At 74.2% G+C, this 17,754-nt stretch carries 15 protein-coding genes; 5 read left to right on the top strand and 10 right to left on the bottom strand.

What is annotated here, in order from left to right; all coding sequences use genetic code 11:
- Positions 1–25: 25 nt before the first annotated feature.
- Both Q0817_RS14180 and Q0817_RS14175 read right to left on the bottom strand, forming a co-directional pair.
- Positions 26–1,306 carry an ABC transporter permease gene (locus tag Q0817_RS14180; RefSeq protein WP_298589442.1) on the bottom strand — a complete coding sequence of 427 codons (1,281 nt, stop codon included), beginning with the start codon at positions 1,304–1,306 and terminating at the stop codon, positions 26–28.
- A complete protein-coding gene (locus tag Q0817_RS14175) occupies positions 1,303–2,058 on the bottom strand; it encodes an ABC transporter ATP-binding protein (protein WP_298589439.1) in 756 nt (251 codons plus the stop codon). The genes Q0817_RS14180 and Q0817_RS14175 overlap by 4 nt, the downstream gene beginning before the upstream one ends.
- A gap of 468 nt (positions 2,059–2,526) precedes the next feature.
- Here Q0817_RS14175 and Q0817_RS14170 point away from each other — a divergent pair, with 468 nt between their 5' ends.
- Positions 2,527–3,072 carry a hypothetical protein gene (locus Q0817_RS14170; protein ID WP_298589436.1) on the top strand — a complete coding sequence of 182 codons (546 nt, stop codon included), beginning with the start codon at positions 2,527–2,529 and terminating at the stop codon, positions 3,070–3,072.
- Positions 3,073–3,196: 124 nt separating this feature from the next.
- Positions 3,197–3,799 (top strand): class F sortase, encoded by a 603-nt coding sequence (locus tag Q0817_RS14165; RefSeq protein ID WP_298589433.1) that lies wholly within the window; start codon positions 3,197–3,199, stop codon positions 3,797–3,799.
- A gap of 33 nt (positions 3,800–3,832) precedes the next feature.
- Here Q0817_RS14165 and Q0817_RS14160 read toward each other — a convergent pair whose 3' ends face one another.
- The 6 genes from Q0817_RS14160 to leuC all read right to left on the bottom strand — a co-directional run bounded on the left by Q0817_RS14160 (position 3,833) and on the right by leuC (position 10,438).
- Positions 3,833–4,951: a D-alanine--D-alanine ligase family protein gene (locus Q0817_RS14160; RefSeq protein ID WP_298589430.1), complete on the bottom strand. Its 1,119-nt coding sequence runs from the start codon at positions 4,949–4,951 to the stop codon at positions 3,833–3,835.
- On the bottom strand, positions 4,948–6,069 hold the full coding sequence (locus Q0817_RS14155) for an NAD(P)H-dependent glycerol-3-phosphate dehydrogenase (protein ID WP_298589427.1): 1,122 nt from the start codon (positions 6,067–6,069) through the stop codon (positions 4,948–4,950). Before Q0817_RS14155 ends, Q0817_RS14160 begins: the two co-directional genes overlap by 4 nt.
- Positions 6,066–6,815 carry a 1-acyl-sn-glycerol-3-phosphate acyltransferase gene (locus Q0817_RS14150; protein WP_298589424.1) on the bottom strand — a complete coding sequence of 250 codons (750 nt, stop codon included), beginning with the start codon at positions 6,813–6,815 and terminating at the stop codon, positions 6,066–6,068. Before Q0817_RS14150 ends, Q0817_RS14155 begins: the two co-directional genes overlap by 4 nt.
- A 13-nt stretch (positions 6,816–6,828) precedes the next feature.
- On the bottom strand, positions 6,829–8,145 hold the full coding sequence (gene murA, locus Q0817_RS14145; protein WP_298589419.1) for a UDP-N-acetylglucosamine 1-carboxyvinyltransferase: 1,317 nt from the start codon (positions 8,143–8,145) through the stop codon (positions 6,829–6,831).
- A 173-nt stretch (positions 8,146–8,318) separates the two neighbouring features.
- Positions 8,319–8,918 carry a 3-isopropylmalate dehydratase small subunit gene (leuD, locus tag Q0817_RS14140; RefSeq protein WP_298589416.1) on the bottom strand — a complete coding sequence of 200 codons (600 nt, stop codon included), beginning with the start codon at positions 8,916–8,918 and terminating at the stop codon, positions 8,319–8,321.
- 32 nt (positions 8,919–8,950) lie between these two features.
- Positions 8,951–10,438, bottom strand: a complete 1,488-nt coding sequence (gene leuC, locus Q0817_RS14135) for a 3-isopropylmalate dehydratase large subunit (RefSeq protein ID WP_298589414.1) — start codon at positions 10,436–10,438, stop codon at positions 8,951–8,953.
- Between the two features lie 114 nt (positions 10,439–10,552).
- On the opposite strand from leuC, the gene Q0817_RS14130 reads away from it, so the two are divergent.
- From Q0817_RS14130 to Q0817_RS14120, 3 genes are all read left to right on the top strand, one after another.
- Positions 10,553–11,365, top strand: coding sequence for an IclR family transcriptional regulator (locus Q0817_RS14130; RefSeq protein ID WP_298589411.1), 813 nt, complete (start codon positions 10,553–10,555; stop codon positions 11,363–11,365).
- A gap of 215 nt (positions 11,366–11,580) precedes the next feature.
- The gene (locus tag Q0817_RS14125) at positions 11,581–13,371 is read left to right on the top strand and encodes an FAD-dependent oxidoreductase (RefSeq protein WP_298589409.1); all 1,791 of its coding nucleotides are present in this window, start codon (positions 11,581–11,583) and stop codon (positions 13,369–13,371) included.
- A complete protein-coding gene (locus Q0817_RS14120) occupies positions 13,355–14,239 on the top strand; it encodes a hypothetical protein (RefSeq protein WP_298589405.1) in 885 nt (294 codons plus the stop codon). Before Q0817_RS14125 ends, Q0817_RS14120 begins: the two co-directional genes overlap by 17 nt.
- Before the next feature lie 39 nt (positions 14,240–14,278).
- On the opposite strand, the gene Q0817_RS14115 is transcribed toward Q0817_RS14120, so the two are convergent.
- Both Q0817_RS14115 and Q0817_RS14110 read right to left on the bottom strand, forming a co-directional pair.
- On the bottom strand, positions 14,279–15,967 hold the full coding sequence (locus Q0817_RS14115) for a GTPase (protein WP_298589402.1): 1,689 nt from the start codon (positions 15,965–15,967) through the stop codon (positions 14,279–14,281).
- Positions 15,964–17,727, bottom strand: a complete 1,764-nt coding sequence (locus tag Q0817_RS14110) for a dynamin family protein (RefSeq protein ID WP_298589399.1) — start codon at positions 17,725–17,727, stop codon at positions 15,964–15,966. The genes Q0817_RS14115 and Q0817_RS14110 overlap by 4 nt, the downstream gene beginning before the upstream one ends.
- Positions 17,728–17,754: the final 27 nt, after the last annotated feature.

The raw sequence follows: 17,754 nt of genomic DNA, 5'->3' as shown, positions 1-17,754 counted from the left end.
ACCGGCCCCGCCGGGGCCGGCCCGGTCACTCGTGGCGCAGGGAGGCGATGGGGTCCTTCCGCGCGGCCCGGACAGCGGGGATCGTCCCGGCCAGGAACGCGATCCCCATGACGGAGAGCACGATCAGCGCCACCCGCCACGGCTCGAACGCGAACAGGGCGAGTCCGGGCAGCCCGGACAGGAACCCCTCGGCCAGCGCGCCGCTCAGGGCGGATCCGCCGAGCACGCCCGTGACGGCGCCGACGACCGCCCCGAGGAAGCCGATGAAGACGGCCTCGAGGGAGAACAGGCCGAAGACCTTGCCCCCGCTCATCCCCATGGCCTTCATGAGGCCGATCTCTCGGGTCCGCTCCTGCACCGACATCAGCAGGGTGTTGACGATGCCGAGGCCCGCGGCCACGAGGGCGATGACGGCGCAGGCGTTGAGGATCCAGACGATGGCGTTGATGACCGCGCGGAACATCCCCAGCTGGTCCTCCACGGTGAGGCCGAGCATGCCGTGCTCCTCCAGCCGCGCCTGGATCCCGGGGGCCCGGGCCATGTCCTCGACCGTGACCGTGGCCATCGCGAAGCTCTCCGGGACCTCCTCCGGGACGCCGCTGACCTGGTAGTCGTAGAGCCGCTCGTTGAAGGAGTCCGACGGGATGGGGTTCAGGGACGTCCCGACGAGGCTGGCCTGGGTCACACCGGAGATCGTGGCGGGGAACGCCCGGTCCTCCTCCGCCATGTTGGTCATGACCACGTCGACGCGGCCCCCGACCGCGTCCTGGGCGGAGGCGAAGCCCAGGTCGGCGACCCAGCTGTCGGGGACCGCGATCTCGTCCCGCCCGGCGACCGGGGCTCCGCCGGCCACCATCTGCAGGCCCACGGCGTCGACCGGGATCCCCGGGGAGAGCTGGAACCGGCTCCCGTCGGCGGCCTCCAGGTAGGTGGGGGCCACGGAGTACATGGGCTTCACGGAGCGCACCCCGTCGATGCCCTCGATGGTCTCGATGTCCTCGGTGGTCAGCCCCTCGAAGGACACGCCGAACCCCGTCCGGATCCGCGTGGTGTCCGGGTCGTAGGCACGGGGACCGGAGGTCGCGGACAGCTCGATCAGGGGCTGCGACTTCTGCACGTAGAGCGCGTCGGCGTCGCCGAAGGCCGCCACGGTGTCGTCGATGTACCGGTTCACCCCGGTGCCCATGCCCGAGGTGAGGGTCAGGGCGAACGCGCCGATGAAGACGGCGAGCACGGTCAGGGTCGCGCGGATCTTCGCGCGCCGGGTGTTGGCGACCGCGGAGCCGAGCAGGTCGGGCCATCTCACCGGGCGCCCCCGGCCGCTCCGACGACGACCCCGGTGTCCGTCCCGGGGGCGCCCGCTCCGGCGGGGGCGACGGCGCCGTCCACGACGAGACCGTCGTGCAGGTGCACCTGGCGGCCGCAGCGCCCCGCGAGGTCCTCGTCGTGGGTGACGACGACGAGGGTGATGCCGTGCTCCCGGTGGAGGTCGAACAGGAGGTCCTGGACCACCGCTCCGGTGGCCGAGTCGAGGTTGCCCGTGGGCTCGTCGGCGAAGATCACGGAGGGGTCGTTGACCAGGGCACGGGCGAGCGCGACCCGCTGCTTCTGCCCGCCGGACAGGTCGGCGGCGCGGCTGGAGGCCTTGTCCGCCACCTCCAGGCGCTCCAGCACGTCCAGGGCACGGCGTCGGCGCGCGCCGGGGCGGACGCCGGCGATCTTCAGCGGCAGGACCACGTTCTCCAGGACCGTCTGGTCCGGGGTGAGGTAGAACTGCTGGAACACGAAGCCGAACGCGGCGTTGCGCGTCTCGTTGAGCTCGCGGGCCGTCATGGACGCCGCCGGGCGGCCGTCGAGGGACACGGTGCCGTGGGTCGGCGCGTCGAGCAGCGCGAGCAGGTGCATCAGGGTCGACTTGCCCGAACCGGACTTCCCGACCACGGCCACGGACTCCCCGTGCCGGATCCGCAGGTCCACGCCGCGCAGCGCGGCGAAGCGGCTGTCCCCCCGGCCGTAGATCTTGACCAGGCTCTCGGCCTCGAGCACCGCGGACGTCATCGGATCCCCCCTGTCGGAGCGTTCGTCCCCCCGGACGGCCGCCGTGGGACCACGTCCCTCCCCCCATCATGTGCACAAGTTAATGGTGGGGGCGACCCGATCCGTGTCCCCACTAGTGCAGCACCCTCCCCGTCCGGCCCGGGGCCGCCGGCGACGACGCCCCGGGCCGGCCCGGCCCGACGGGCCCGGTGGGGCCCGGCGGCGAGAGCCCGACTCCTCCCGTCACGTAGGAGTTCACCCTTGCTAATGCCAGGATCTGGACGATAGTTAACAGCACAGCTGTTCTTCGGCAGGGGGTTCCGGCTCCGCGGGACGGGCGCACGGTCCGTCCGGGCCGAACGACGAGCGGCACGACGTGACGGGGGTCCGTCCGCGCGGGGGCGCGGGAACGATCCCATGGGATCGTGCGGCGCGCTGGCGGTCCTGGGGTGGGCCCGGGCCGACGACGGATACAGGAGACGCATCGACATGACTACTACGAGAAGACTGGCTGTCGCCGGTGCCTCGGCGACCGTGCTGGTGGGGGGCCTGTTCCTGGGCGCCCCGGCAGCCGTCGCCGCACCGGGCGACGCCCCGCCGGGCACGGCCGCTGCCGCCGAGGGCGCCGGTGCCGTGCCGGAGCTGCCCGCCGCGGCAGCCGTGGAGGTCCCGGCCGCCGAGGTCCTGGTCGCCGAGGCGGGTCCGCCCGCACCGGCGGAGGCCCCCGCCCCCGAGCCGGCACCGGTCCTCGCCGACGTGGCACCGGAGGCACCGGGGCTCCCCGACGCGGCGCCCGCGGCACCGGCCGCACCGGCCGCAGCCGCGGTCGAACAGGCGGTCGTCCCGGAGCTCGCGCCCCAGGAGACCGTGGTCGGGGCCGCGAACCCGGGGCTCAACGTGGACACCCGGCTCACCGCGGCACCGTTCGAGCAGTCGGCCGGCGCCGGTCTGCTCACGGCGCTGCTCGCGGCGGCGGTGGCCCTTCCCGGTGCGCTCGCGTACCGGGCACGGCGGCTCGGGCGCAGCGGCGCCTGATCGTCCGTGCCGTGCCGGTGGCGCCCGCGGGGCGGCGCCGGCACGGCACAGCACCCGGCCACGCCGGCAGCGGGGACAGGACGGCGACAGCGACAGCGACAGCGACAGGACAGGACAGGACAGGATGGCAACCAGCACCGTGGCGGGGTCTCCGCGTCCGCTGCCGGTCGCGGAGAAGGACCGGGGGGCCCGCCGGGCGGCCGTGGTGACGCTGTGCGCCGCCGTGCTGTGGGTGGCGCTGATGAACCAGTGGTTCCTCGCCCAGACCCTGCTGGGGCACGTGCCGGCCGCGGCGTCGCCGGTGCGCCTGAGCATCGACTCGGTCGGCTTCGACACCGACGTGCTCCCCTACGACCCGACGGACGAGGACCTCGCGGGCGGCTCGCTCGTGCCGCCGCAGACCTACAGCGGCTACCGGCTCACCCCGTACGGGATGCCCGGCGAGGGGTCCACGAACACCACGTACATCGCGGGGCACAGCTACGACAAGGTGGAGCTGCCCTTCAACAAGCTGAGCGATCCGGGCCTGGTCGGGGAGGAGCTCGAGGTCGAGACCGTGGACGGGACCCTCGACTACGTGGTGGACTCGGTGACCACCTACGAGAAGGACACGCTGAAGGACAGCGAGATCTGGCGGGTCGCCCCGAACCGGATCGTCCTGATCAGCTGCTACACCCAGGACGCGGTCGGCAAGAACGTCGTCGTCACCGCGTCACCGGCACCGTGAGGCGGAGGCGCCGCCCCCGCGCCGTGCCGCGGCTCAGCGCAGCCCCACCGGCCGTTCCAGGGCGAGGCCCAGGAGCTCGTCGATCAGCTCGGCGTAGCCGAGTCCCGAGGCCGCCCACATCCGCGGGTACATCGAGATGGGCGTGAACCCGGGCATGGTGTTGATCTCGTTGATGACCACCCGGCCGTCCGGGGTGTAGAAGAAGTCGGCCCGGCACAGACCTTCCCCGTCCAGCGCCTCGAAGGCGATCACGGCGCCGCGGCGGATCGTCTCGATCGCCTCCTCCGGCAGGTCCGCGGGGCAGCTGAGCCGCGCGGAGGCCTGCGAGACGTACTTCGCCTCGAAGTCGTAGAACGCGTGCTCGTCGACGATCTCGATCTCGCCCGGCATGGAGGTCCGGGTGGCGCCGGTGCCGCGGCCCTGGAGCACGGCGCACTCGATCTCCCGCCCCACGATCCCCGCCTCGACGACCAGCTTGCGGTCGTGCTCGCGGGCGGTCCCGATCGCGGCGTCCAGCTCCTCGGCACCGTCCACCTTCGTGATGCCGAAGGAGGACCCGGCGCGGGCCGGCTTGACGAACACGGGAAAGCCCAGCTCGGCGATGCGCTCGCGCACGGCGTGGGGGTCCGTCGTCCACTGCCGGTCGGTCACCACGGTGTAGGGCCCCACCTCCATGCCCGCCGCCTCGAAGGCGAGCTTCATGAAGTGCTTGTCCATCCCCACCGCGGAGGCCGTGACGCCACAGCCCACGTAGCGCAGGTCGGCGAGCTCGAGCAGGCCCTGCAGGGTGCCGTCCTCGCCGAACGGGCCGTGCAACAGGGGCAGGACCACGTCGATGTGCCGGTCCCGGCTGACGGTCTGCCCGCAGGGACCGTCCTGGCGCACGATGAGCTCGCTCTCCCCGACCTTCAGCGGCAGGCTCACGAGCTCGTCGCCCACGGGCAGCTCGGCGATCGGGTTCGCGTCCAGCAGGGCCTCGAGCTCCTCCTGCGGGCAGAGGAACCACTCGCCGGAGGTGGCGATGCCGACGGTCACCACGTCCCACTTCTCGCGGTCGATGGCGCGCAGGACGCCACGGGCCGTGATGAGGGAGATGGAGTGCTCGCTGGAGCGCCCGCCGAACAGCACGGCGACGCAGGGGCGGGGGGTCATGGGGCGGTCCCTTCGGATTTGATCTCTCGGCCCAGCAGCAGCTGAGCCACGTCGTCGATGGTGATCTCCTCGCGGAGGATGGCCACGACGGCCTCGGTGATGGGCATGTCCACGCCGTGGCGGCGGGCCAGGGCGAGCACGGCCGGGGCGGACTTGATGCCCTCGGCCGTCTGGGTCATCTCCTCCTGCACCTCCTCGGGGGTCAGGCCCAGGCCGAGGAGCCGGCCCGCGGTGCGGTTGCGGGACAGCGGCGAGGAGCAGGTGGCCACGAGGTCCCCCAGCCCGGCGAGCCCGGAGAGGGTCTCCAGCCTCCCGCCCAGGGCGAGCGCGAGCCGGGTGGTCTCGGCGAGACCGCGGGTGATGATGGAGGCCTTGGAGTTCTCCCCGAAGTGGCGGCCGTCGGCGATGCCCACGCCGAGGGCGATGACGTTCTTGACGACGCCGCCGATCTCGGTGCCCACCACGTCCGTGTTCGTGTAGGGCCGGAAGTAGCGGGTCCGGCAGGCGTGGGCCACCCAGCTGGCCAGCTCCGTGGCGGGCGCCGCCACGACGGAGGCCGTGGGCTGCTCCTCCGCGATCTCCATGGCCAGGTTGGGCCCGGAGAGCACGCACGTGCGCTCCCGCCAGTGCTCGGGGCCCAGGCCGGTGGCCCGTCCCAGCTCCTCGGCGACCACCTCGCTCATCCGCAGCCCCGTGTCCCGCTCGAGCCCCTTGGCGAGGGACAGCACCACGGCGTCCCGCCCGAGGTGCCCGGCCACGGCGGCCAGCTGGGCGCGCAGGGACTGGGCGGGCACGGCGAGGACCACGAGGTCCGCCCCGTGCACCGCGGCGGCGAGGTCGGCGGTGATCTCCAGGCGCTCGGGCAGCCGGATGCCCGGGACGTAGCGGTCGTTGACGCGGGTGCGCGCGGTGTGGTCCATCGCCGTGCCGCTGCGGCCCCACAGCGCCACGGTCCGCCCGAGCGGCTCGTGACGGTCGTGGGCGGCCTCCCGGGCGCTGTCGGCGAGGATCTTGGCGAAGGTCGTGCCCCACGACCCGGCGCCGAGGACGGCGATCCTCCGCGGCCCGGCGGCGGGCAGCGCGCCGGGGGACGGAGCGGTGGTCTCGGGCTTCGTCACGGGCGGCCTCCTCGGCGGCGGTCCCAGAGGGCGGCCGGCGCGTCCGTCCCGCGCAGCACCGCGAGCTCCCGGGCCACGGCGCGCATGACGGCGTCGGTGGCGTCCTCGAGCCGTGCCGCGTCGCGGCCCACCGGACGGGTCAGGTCGGGGACGTCGTCCCGCCACGGCGCGAGGTCCACGGGCGGCCCGATCCGCACGCGCACGTCCTTCCGGGGGAAGAGGCGGACGGTGCGCCGGCCGGTGGAGCGGTCGTGGTCGAGGACCTCCTGGTCCCCCCAGTGCGCCACCGGGACCACGGGGGCCCCGGTGGCGAGGGCCAGGCGTGCGGCCCCCGTGTGCCCGGTCATCGGCCACCGGTCGGGGTCACGGGTGAGGGTCCCCTCGGGGTAGATCACCACCGCGCCGCCGGAGGCCAGTTCGGCGCGGGCGGCCGTGAGCGCCGCCGCGGCGTCCGCCGTGCCGCGCAGCACGGGGACCTGGCCCGTGGCCCGGAGCACCGCCCCCACGCCGGGGGCGCGGAACAGCGACTCCTTCGCCAGGAAGCGCGGCATGATCCCGTTGTCGTAGAGCGTGATGGCGACCGTCAGGGGATCGAGCTCGGTGAGGTGGTTGGGCACCACGATGAACCCTCCCGCGGCGGGCAGGTGCTCCTCCCCCGTCCAGCGCAGCCGCGCCACCAGCCCGTAGGCGGGTTTCACGACGCCCGCGAGCACGCGGAAGAGGCGGCGGTTCGAGGTGCGGCTCATCGGCGGGCCCGGCTCACTCGCCGTCGAGCTCGAACGACGCCCCGAGCCCCGCCAGCTTGTGGGTGAAGTGCTCGTAGCCGCGCTCGATGAGCTCCACCCCCGTGACGTGGGACGTGCCCTCGGCGGCCATGGCCGCGATGAGGTGGGAGAAGCCGCCGCGCAGGTCGGGGATGTTGATCTCCGACGCCTGCAGCGGGGTCGGCCCGGAGATGACGGCCGAGTGCACGAAGTTGCGCTGCCCGAAGCGGCACGGCACGGAGCCCAGGCACTCGCGGTGCAGCTGGATCGTGGCCCCCATCCGGTTGAGCGCGGCCGTGAAGCCGAAGCGGTTCTCGTACACGGTCTCGTGCACGATGGACACGCCCGAGGCCTGGGTCAGGGCGACCACCAGCGGCTGCTGCCAGTCGGTCATGAACCCGGGGTGCACGTCGGTCTCGACGATGAGCGGGTTGAGGTTCCCGCCGGGGTGGTAGAAGCGGATGCCGTCCTCGGTGATGTCGAGGCCGCCGCCGATCTTGCGGAAGGTGTTGAGGAAGGTCATCATGTCGGACTGCCGGGCGCCGGCCACGAAGATGTCGCCGCCGGTGGCGAGGGCGGCGGAGCCCCAGGACGCCGCCTCGATGCGGTCGGGCATGGCCCGGTGCCGGTAGCCGGTGAGCTCGGGGACGCCCTCGATGCGGATCACCCGGTCGGTCTGGACCGTGATGATGGCGCCCATCTTCTGCAGGATCGCGATGAGGTCCATGATCTCGGGCTCGGTGGCGGCGCCGCGCAGCTCGGTGTGGCCGTCGGCGCGGGTGGCGGTGAGCAGCACCTGCTCGGTCGCGCCGACCGAGGGGTAGGGCAGCTCGACCTTGGCGCCGTGCAGGCCGTGCGGCGCGCTCATCCGGATCCCGGACTCCAGCTTCTCGACGCGGGCGCCGAAGTGGCGCAGCACGTCGAGGTGGTAGTTGATCGGCCGGTCGCCGATCTTGCACCCGCCGAGGTCGGGGATGAACGCCTCGCCGATGGCGTGCAGCAGGGGCCCGCACAGCAGGATCGGGATCCGGGAGTCCCCGGCGTGGGCGTCGATGTCCGCGTGCCGCGCCGTGGTGACGTTGCAGGGGTCCAGGGAGAGTCGGCCGTCCTCGCGCCCCACGTCGACCCCGTGCAGCGCCAGCAGGTTCGTGACGACCTGGACGTCCTTGATCTCGGGCACGTTCGCCAGGACGGACGGCGTGGAGCCCAGGAGGGCGGCCACCATGGCCTTGGGGACGAGGTTCTTGGCACCTCGCACGGTGACCTGCCCGGACAGGGGGACCCCGCCCGTGATGTGCAGTGCGCTGCTCATGACCTTCCGATCTGCTGTTGCCGGGCCACCCCCGAGCGGGAGCGGCACCCGTACAGTGTAGGTTCCCCGGCGCGGGCCCCCGCACAAGGGCGGACGTCGTGCGTGTCCGGGACAGCACGACGGCCCGGCGGGGCCGTGGAGGGCTCCGCCGGGCCGTGCAGGCCGTGGCGAGGTCAGGTGCGGGCGGGCAGCGTGGTCGGCTTGAACGCGGGGCGCCCGGCCTCGAACGCGACGATGTCCTCCTCGCGCTGGAGGGTGAGACCGATGTCGTCCAGGCCCTCCATGAGGCGCCAGCGCGTGTAGTCGTCGATGGTGAACGGGACGGTGACCGTGTCGCACGTCACGGTGCGCGACTCGAGATCCACCTCGATCTCGGTGCCCGGGTGCTCCTCGATCAGCTTCCACAGCAGCTCGACGTCCGCCTGGTCCACCTGCGCGGCCAGCAGGCCCTGCTTGCCCGAGTTGCCGCGGAAGATGTCCGCGAACCGGGAGGAGATCACGGCCTTGAAGCCGTAGTCGCGCAGCGCCCACACCGCGTGCTCGCGGGAGGAGCCGGTGCCGAAGTCGGGCCCGGCCACCAGCACGGAGCCGTGCCGGTACGGCTCCCGGTTGAGCACGAAGTCCTCGTTCTTGCGCCAGGCGGCGAACAGGGCGTCCTCGAAGCCGGTCTTGGTGATCCGCTTGAGGTAGACGGCCGGGATGATCTGGTCGGTGTCCACGTTGGACTGGCGCAGCGGGACGCCGACTCCCCGGTGGGTGGTGAACTTCTCCATGGCAGGGCCTTTCTGGGCTTCGGGTCGAGGGCTCAGGCGCCGGCGGACGCGAGGTCGGACGGGGAGGACAGCGTGCCGCGCACCGCGGTGGCCGCGGCCACCACGGGCGAGACGAGGTGGGTGCGCCCCCCCTTGCCCTGCCGGCCCTCGAAGTTGCGGTTCGACGTCGAGGCGCACCGCTCGCCGGGGGCGAGCTGGTCCGGGTTCATGCCCAGGCACATCGAGCAGCCCGCGAAGCGCCAGTCGGCGCCGAACTCCTTGAACACCCGGTCCAGGCCCTCGGCCTCGGCCTGCAGCCGCACCTTGGCGGAGCCGGGCACCACCATCATCCGGACGTTCTCGGCCTTGGTGCGGCCCTTGACGATCTCCGCCGCGGCCCGCAGGTCCTCGATCCGGGAGTTGGTGCAGGAGCCCAGGAAGACGGTGTCCACCGGGATCTCTTTCATCGGGGTGCCGGCGGCCAGGCCCATGTACTCCAGGGCCCGGCGGGCGTTGGCCTTGTCGTTCTCGTCCCCGATGTCCTCGGGGTCGGGGACGGACTGGGACAGCGGGACGCCCTGGCCGGGGTTGGTGCCCCAGGTGACGAACGGCTCGAGCTCGTCCGCGTCGAGGAAGACCTCGGCGTCGAAGACGGCGTCCTCGTCGGTGCGCAGGGTCCGCCAGTACTCGACGGCCGCGTCCCAGTCGGCGCCCTGCGGCGCGTGCGGGCGGTCCCGGACGTAGTCGAACGTGGTGTCGTCGGGGGCGATCATGCCCGCGCGGGCGCCGGCCTCGATCGACATGTTGCAGATGGTCATCCGGGCCTCCATGGACAGGGCGCGGATGGCCGAGCCCCGGTACTCCAGGACGTAGCCCTGTCCGCCGCCGGTGCCGATCTTCGCGATCACGGCCAGGATGATGTCCTTGGCGGACACCCCCGGGCGCAGCGTGCCCTCGACGGTGATGGCCATGGTCCGGAAGGGGGCCAGCGGCAGCGTCTGGGTGGCCATCACGTGCTCGACCTCGGAGGTGCCGATGCCGAAGGCCAGGGCGCCGAACGCCCCGTGGGTGGAGGTGTGGGAGTCGCCGCAGACCACGGTCATCCCCGGCTGGGTGAGGCCCAGCTGGGGGCCCACCACGTGCACGATGCCCTGCTCGGCGTCCCCGAGCGGGTGCAGGCGCACGCCGAACTCGGCGCAGTTGGCCCGCAGGGTCTCGATCTGCTTGCGGGACGTGTCGTCGGCGATGCGGGAGAAGATGTCCTGCGTGGGCGTGTTGTGGTCCTCCGTGGCGATCGTCAGATCGGGACGGCGCAGCGGGCGGCCCGCCAGCCGCAGGCCTTCGAAGGCCTGCGGCGAGGTGACCTCGTGGAGCAGGTGGAGGTCGATGTAGAGCAGATCCGGCCGGCCGTCCTCGCCCTTGCGCACGAGGTGGTCCGCCCACACCTTCTCGGCGAGGGTGCGTCCGCCCGCGGCTCCGGAGGCGGTGGCCGACGTCGCGGCGGAGGTCGTGGTGGGGGTCGAGGACTGGTAGTCCGGCATGGCGGATCCTTCCGTGCTGCCTGTGCAACGTGTTTCCTCCATGGTCGGCGCACGGCTCGCGCCGGGCCAGCTTTCCGGCTTGCTTCTCACATTCTGAGACGGCAGTATCAGTGCATGGACACATCTGGACACATGGACCCGTCCGGCGCCCCGCTCGGCACTCCGCTCGGCGGGCAGGGCACCGGAGAGGCCCTGGCGCTGGCCGCGGCCACCGCGCCCAGCGGGGTGGGGGTGGTCGACAAGGCCGCGATGATCCTCGACGCCCTCGAGGCCGGGCCGGCGACGCTCGCCCAGCTGGTGAGCGCCACGGGGCTCGCCCGCCCCACCGTGCACCGGCTGGCCGTGGCGCTGGCCCACCACCGGTTCGTGGGCCGGGACATCCAGGGCCGGTTCGTGCTCGGCTCCCGGCTCGTGGAACTGGCCTCCGCGGCCGGCGAGGACCGTCTCATCGCCGCCGCCGGCCCCGTGCTGGTGAACCTGCGCGACGCCACCGGGGAGTCCGCGCAGATCTTCCGCCGCCAGGGCGACTGGCGCGTGTGCGTGGCCTCGGCCGAGCGGCCGATCGGGCTGCGGGACACGATCCCCGTGGGCACGCAGCTGTCGATGAAGGCGGGCTCCGCCGCGCAGGTGCTCGTCGCGTGGGAGGACCACGACCGGCTCCTCGAGGGCCTGCGCCACGCACGCTTCTCCGCGACGGTGCTGGCGGGGGTGCGCCGCCGAGGCTGGGCACAGTCGCTGGGCGAGCGGGAACCGGGCATCGCCTCCGTCTCGGCGCCGGTGCGCGGGCCCTCGGGCCGGGTGATCGCCGCGGTGTCGATCTCCGGGCCGATCGAACGGCTCACCCGGCAGCCGGGGCGGCTGCACGCCGAGGTCGTGGTGCAGGCCGCGCGCCAGCTCACGGAGGCCGTCCGGGCCACCGCCCCGTAGCCGGCCTCCGGCGGCCGCCGCCCAGCCGGGCACGGCGGCCGCGCGGTGGGACCCGCCGTGCCCGGGGGCCGGGACGGTGCCCGGGGCCGCAGCCCCGGGAGGGACCGGTCCTGCGGGCGCGGACGACGGCGGAGGACGTGAGCGCCCTCCCGGCGCGCTCCGTGCCCCTCGGCCCGGGGAAGACCCCCTTGTCCCCGGATACCCGCGCGAGTACCGTGAGCGCCATCCGGCCGATGATCCACCAGGAGGTGGTGGCCATGGAGGGCTCGGTCCCGGTCCTGCTGATCGCGACCGACGACCCGATCTCCCGGGAGATCCTGGGGGACGAGCTGCGCCGACGCTACGGCGCCGACTACGAGGTCGTGGTCTGCGGCTCCCACGCCCACGCCCGGGCGGTGCTCCAGGGGCTGCGGCACTGGGGCCGCACGGTGGCTCTCATCGTCGGGTGCTACGGTCCGGCCGACCGCGGCGGCCTGGATCTCCTGCGGCGCGCCTACGCCGACCACCCCGCCGCCAAACGCGCCGTCGCGGTCATCTGGGGCGACTTCGCCAGCGGTCCCGCCGTGTTCAGGGCGCTCGCCCAGGGCCACGCCGACCTGCTCGTCCTGCGTCCCGAACGACCCCGCGACGAGGAGTTCCACGGCGCGATCACCGACGCTCTCGACGACTGGCACCTGGCCCAGGGCGCCGGGTTCGTGGCCGTCCGGATGATCGGGGAGCAGCGCGACGACCGGGCCCGCTCGCTGCGCGACACCCTCGTGCGCAACCACATCCCGGTGGGCTTCGATGCGGCAGACTCCCCGGCGGGGCAGCGGATGCTGGCGGGGCTGGGCCTGCACGACCCCGAGCTGCCGGTCCTGGTGCTGGAGTTCACCTCGCCGCCGACCGTCCTCGAGAACCCCAGCGACCCGGAGATCGTCGAGGCGTTCGGGCTGAGCCGACCGCTCCCGTCGGACACGGTCTTCGACGTCGTCATCGTCGGGGCCGGCCCCGCCGGCCTCGCGGCGGCGGTGTACGCCTCGTCCGAGGGCCTCTCCACGATGGTGGTGGAGAAGCAGGCCGTGGGCGGCCAGGCCGGCACCAGTTCGCTGATCCGCAACTACCCCGGCTTCTCCCGCGGCGTGAGCGGTGCCCACCTGGCCTTCCGGTCCTTCCAGCAGGCCTGGGTCTTCGGGACCGAGTTCCTGTTCATGCGGCAGGCGGAGAGCCTCGGGGTCGACGGGTCCGTGCGCACGGTGACGACGTCCGACGGCGGGGTCGTGCGGGGCCGCACGGTCGTGGTGGCCACCGGCGTGGACTACCGCCGCCTCGGCGTGCCGCAGCTCGAGGAGCTGGTGGGCCGGGGCGTCTTCTACGGCGCCGCGGTCTCCGAGGCGCCGTCGCTGGCCGGTCAGCGCGCCTGCGTGGTGGGCGGCGGCAACTCGGCCGGGCAGGCGGCCCTGCACGTCGCGCGCTACGCGAAGCACGTCACGCTGCTGGTGCGGGGACCCTCGCTGGCGGCCAGCATGTCGGACTACCTGATCGCCCAGCTCGAGGCGACCCGGAACGTGAGCATCCGCTACGGCACCGCGGTCGTGGGCGCCCGCGAGCTGGACGGGTGCCTCGCCGCCGTCGAGGTCGCCGCCACCGGGGGCGCCGAGGGCGGGTCCACCGAGGAGCTCGAGGCGGCGGCGCTGTTCGTGCTGATCGGCTCGGCGCCGCGGACGGCGTGGCTGCCCGGGGCGGTGGAGCGCGACAGCGCCGGCTTCCTGCGCACGGGCGGCACCCGGGCGGACGGGGACGCCGTGTCCAGGGAACCGGCCGTGCCGCCGCTGCTCCTGGAGACGACCATGCCGGGCGTCTTCGCGATCGGCGACGTCCGGGCCGGCTCGATCAAGAGGGTGGCGACCGCCGTCGGGGACGGCGCCACCGTGATCGCGCTCCTGCACGGCTACCTGGCCGAGCACCCGCCGGCCGGCCCCGAGGCTGCCCCCGAGCAGGCGGCCGGCGATGCCCTCCCGGGCTGACGCCGCGCCGCTGCTCCCGGCGATGCGGAGGCTGCTCCTCGTCGCCGCGTTCCTGGTGTTCCTCGCGGGGCTGCTGCTGTTCGTGTTCCCGCTGCGCACGGCGGACTGGTTCGCCTGGACGGTCGACCCGCCCATGACCGCGGTCTTCCTGGGCGCGGCGTACTGGTCGAGCGCGGTCCTCGAGGTGGCGGGCGCCCGCTCCGCCGCCTGGGACCGGGCGAAGCTGGCCGTCTGGCCGGTGTTCGTCTTCACGGCACTGACCCTCGGCGTGACCCTGCTCCACCTCGAGCGCTTCCACCTGTCCCCGGACCACCCGTTCCTCGCCCGGTTCGCCACCTGGGCGTGGTTGGCCATCTACGCCGCCGTGCCCGTCGCGATGCTCGTCATCGGCCGGGTCCAGACGCGGTCCAGGCTGCCGGCCGCCGCGTCCGTGGCGGAGGCCCGGGCGCCGCTGCCGCCCGGTCTGCGGCTGCTGCTGGCGGGGATCGCCGCCGTCCTGCTGCTGACCGGTGTCGCGCTCCTGGTCCTGCCCGCGCAGAGCGCCGCGCTGTGGCCGTGGCCCCTGACCGCGCTGACGGCGCGGGCGGTCGGGGCCTGGCTGGTCGGTCTCGGCTGGGCGGCCGCGTACGCCCTGGCGGGCGGCGACGTGCGCACCGTCCGCCCGCTCGGACTGAGCGCCCTCGTCTTCGCGCTCCTGCAGGGCGTCGCCCTGCTGAGACACGGCGACGCCCTGGCGTGGACGGGCGCGCCCGCCATCGGCTACGCGGCCGTCCTGCTCGCCGTCGGCGCCGCGGGCGGATGGATCCTGGCGCTCCGCCCGGCGGCCGCTGAGAGCGGCGTGCCCGCGGGGCGGGCGCCGTCCCGGTGATCCGCGGGGCGGGTCGCGGTCGGCGGCCGCGCCCGGGGCTCAGCGGCGCAGGACGGCCAGGGCCTCCCGGAAGGCGGCGAAGGCGGCCAGCTCGGCCCGCACGGGGTCGACGACGGTGCGCCGGCCCGCCTCGGCCACCGACGCGCGCAGCCGGCGCCGCACCGATCGCTCCCGCATCCGGGCGCCGAAGCCCGCGAGGATCCGGCCGGTCAGGGCCGTGAAGATCCCGAGCACCACCCCGGCGAGGACGAGCAGCGTGGGCACGGGCAGCGGGAAGCCCTCGACGTACGGGGGCGGCGGGACGGGGATCTGGAACCACTCGAGCAGGAACAGGCCCAGGAGCCACACCAGGCCCGCCACCACCGCGAGCATCGCGAGCCACTGGACGACGTCGAGGACGATCCACCACCAGGAGATCCGCCCGGCCCGGAAGTCCGTGCGGGCGACAGCCTGGTCGATTGCGTCCGGCAGCCTCTGCTCGTGGGTGCGGGCGGCCTGGCGGACCGACCGGGTCCACGGCTCGGCGGCCCCGTCCGCGGCGTCGTGGGCGAACGTGCGCACCGCGGAGTCGGCCGCCGCCCGCTGGGCGGCGCCCATGGGCGGCAGGGACGTGCGGTTGACCTCCGGGTTCACGGTCCCGCCCCGGTCCAGGTTCAGCCGCCGCATCGGGTCCTTGCGGAACTTCAGCAGCCAGCGGGTCGCGATCCACCCGGTGTGGCCCGCGGCGTGCAGGGCGTAGGACCTCCCGGCGGCCCGGGCGATGCCGGGCACGTTGGCGGCCTGGGCCAGGCCGTCGGTGAGCCGCTCCTGCGCCGCCTCGGTGATCCCGGCCGGCGCCCCCTCCCCGGAGGCCTCGGCCAGGCGCGCGGCGGCGTCGTCGACGTCGGCGTCGAGCCGGGCGCCGGCGGCGGCCTTGGAGTCGGCCACCTGGCGGATCCGGGCGCGCAGGGCCTCGACGCCCTCCCCGGTCACCGCGGAGACGGCCACCGGCTTCGACAGTCCCGTGCTGGGCAGCCCGTCCCGGGCCACGAGCTCCTCCAGGGAGGCCATCACGGCGGGGACCTCCGCGGGCGGCAGCCGGTCCACCTGGTTCATCACCACCATGGTCACGGCCCCGTGGCGGGCCAGCGGGGCGATGAAGTCCTGGTGGATGACCGCGTCGGCGTACTTCTGCGGGTCCACGACCCACACCACGACGTCCACCATGCCGACCAGGCGCTGGACGATGGTGCGGTGGTGCAGGCTCACGGAGTCGAAGTCCGGCAGGTCGAGGAGGATCAGCCCGCCGGGCCCCTCCGCCGCGGGCCCGCCCGTGAACCGCTCCTTGACGCGCGTCCACCGGCCGGAGTCCCCGTGCGCCGTGGGCAGGGGCGTGTCGACGTGGTGGCGCTGGGAGACGTCGAGCCAGTCGAGCAGGGCCTCGCTGCCCGGCTCCCCCCAGACGGCGGCCAGCGGTTCCGAGGTGGTGGGGCGGCGGGCTGCGGCCCGGGCGATGTCCCGTCCCACGACCGCGTTGAACAGGGTGGACTTCCCGGACCCGGTCGCCCCGAAGAAGCCCACCACGGTGTGGTCGGCCGACAGGGAGCGCCGTTCGGCGGCGAGGTCCAGGACCGTCCGGGAGGCCCCCACGGCCTCCTCGTCGAGTCGTCCGGAGGCCAGCTCCGTGGCGCGCGCGAGCGCCGTGAGCCGCTCGGAGAGGGTCGGGGCCGCCTGCCGGGCGGGGCTCACCGGCTCTCCCCCAGCGTCCGGCCGGCGGTGCGGATGCGCTCTGCCACGGCGGCGAGCTCGTCGGCCTCCGGGTGCCCGTCCAGGACGTCGAGGCGCCGCAGGAACACGGACGCCTGCTGGTCCATGAGCGTGGAAATCCGGGACTCGAGGTTCTGGCGGGCGTCCTCGGCCATCCGCCGCACGGCGTCCTCCCCGAAGACCGCCTCGAGCAGCTTGGTGCCCACCACACCGGAGCCGCCGGCGATGCCGACCTCCAGACCGGTGAGCCCGCCCGTCATGGAGAACACACCGATCATGAGGACCACGGTCAGCGCGTTGACGCCCAGGGACATGGCCCGCGCCTTGGTCCGCTTGTCCGCCCCCTCGCGCTGGATCAGCGCCATGAGGTCGCCCTGCCAGGCGCGCACCTGCTCGGCCGTGCGCTCGCGGAAGTCGGCGGGCAGGGAGCCGAGATCCGACCCGCCGAGCAGCACACGGCCCGCGGGCTCGTCCTGCCAACGGCGCTCGACGGTCTCGGAGGCGCGCGCGGCCTCCTCGACGATCACGGTCTGCAGCCCGGTCTCGATGGCCTCCTCGACCTCGACCTCGGGCGCCGGCCTCCCGCTGAAGAAGGCGGTGATCCGGTCCCGCATCCGGCCGATCCCGGCCTCGAGGTTGCGGAAGAACTCGCCGGTGCCCACGAAGTCCTGCCAGCGGGCGAGGACCTCTCCGCGCAGCAGGGTCCCGTCGCGGGTCGACTCGATGACGGCGGCCAGCGCCTCGTCGAAGGCGCGGGCCACGTCGTTGCGCAGCCGCGCCTCGACGCGCTGCTGGGAGAGCACCGCGGTGCCGGCCGCGCCGGTGCGCTCGGCGATGGAGCGCACCGCGCCGCCGAGGGTCCGGCGGGCGATCTCCGAGCGGGAGGCCGCGTTGTGCCCCAGCTCGGCGAGGAAGTCCGCGACGGGGGCGACGACGTGGGGCGGGAGCATGCCCGTCTCGTTGAGGGGCGACTCCGGGACCGTGAAGACCGGGGCGTCCCCCAGGCCCTGCTCCGCGAGCATCCGCCGGAGGTCCTCCTCGATCTCGGCCTCGAGCCCGTGCGGCACCCGGTCGAGGACCACGGCCACCGTGATGTCCCGCTGGGCGGCCTCGACGAGCAGCCGCCACGGGACGGCGTCGGCGTAGCGGTTCGCGGTGGTCACGAACAGCCACAGGTCGGCGGCGGCGAGCAGCTGGCCCGCGAGCCGGCGGTTCTCGTCGGAGATCGAGTCGACGTCCGGGGCGTCGAGCAGGGCGACGCCCTCGGGGATGCGCGGCTCGGCCAGCAGCACGAGCGCCTGGCCGTCCGCGGTGCCGGGCAGCGCGGACGGGGAGGCGGTGTCCGCGGCGGTCGAGCCCGCGGGGGTGACCTTCTGCGCGTGGATCCGGCTCAGGTGCGGGAGCACCCGCTGGGTCGAGAACGCCTCGGCGTCGCGCGGGTGGTGGATCAGGATGGGCTGCCGGGTGGTCGGGCGGATGGCGCCGGAACGGGTCACGGGGTGCCCCACGAGCGCGTTGACCAGGGTCGACTTGCCGGCGCCCGTGGACCCGCCGACCACCGCGAGCAACGGCGCGTCGAGGGAGCGCACCCGGGGCAGGACGTAGTCGTCGAGCTGGGCCACGGCGCGGTCGATGTCCTCGCGCTCGCGCAGCACGTCGCTCGTGGACAGCGGGAGGCTCGACGCCGCGAGCAGCGCCCGCGCGTCCTCGAGGGCGCTCAGGATCTCTGTCTGGTCGGTCACAGGGCCATTGTGCCAGTCAGCCTGCTG

Origin of the sequence: uncultured Kocuria sp. (assembly GCF_947500125.1) — a bacterium.
GTDB lineage: Bacteria > Actinomycetota > Actinomycetes > Actinomycetales > Micrococcaceae > Kocuria.
Note: the sequence above shows the minus strand (reverse complement) of the source record. Positions and strands in the feature narration are given on the sequence as shown.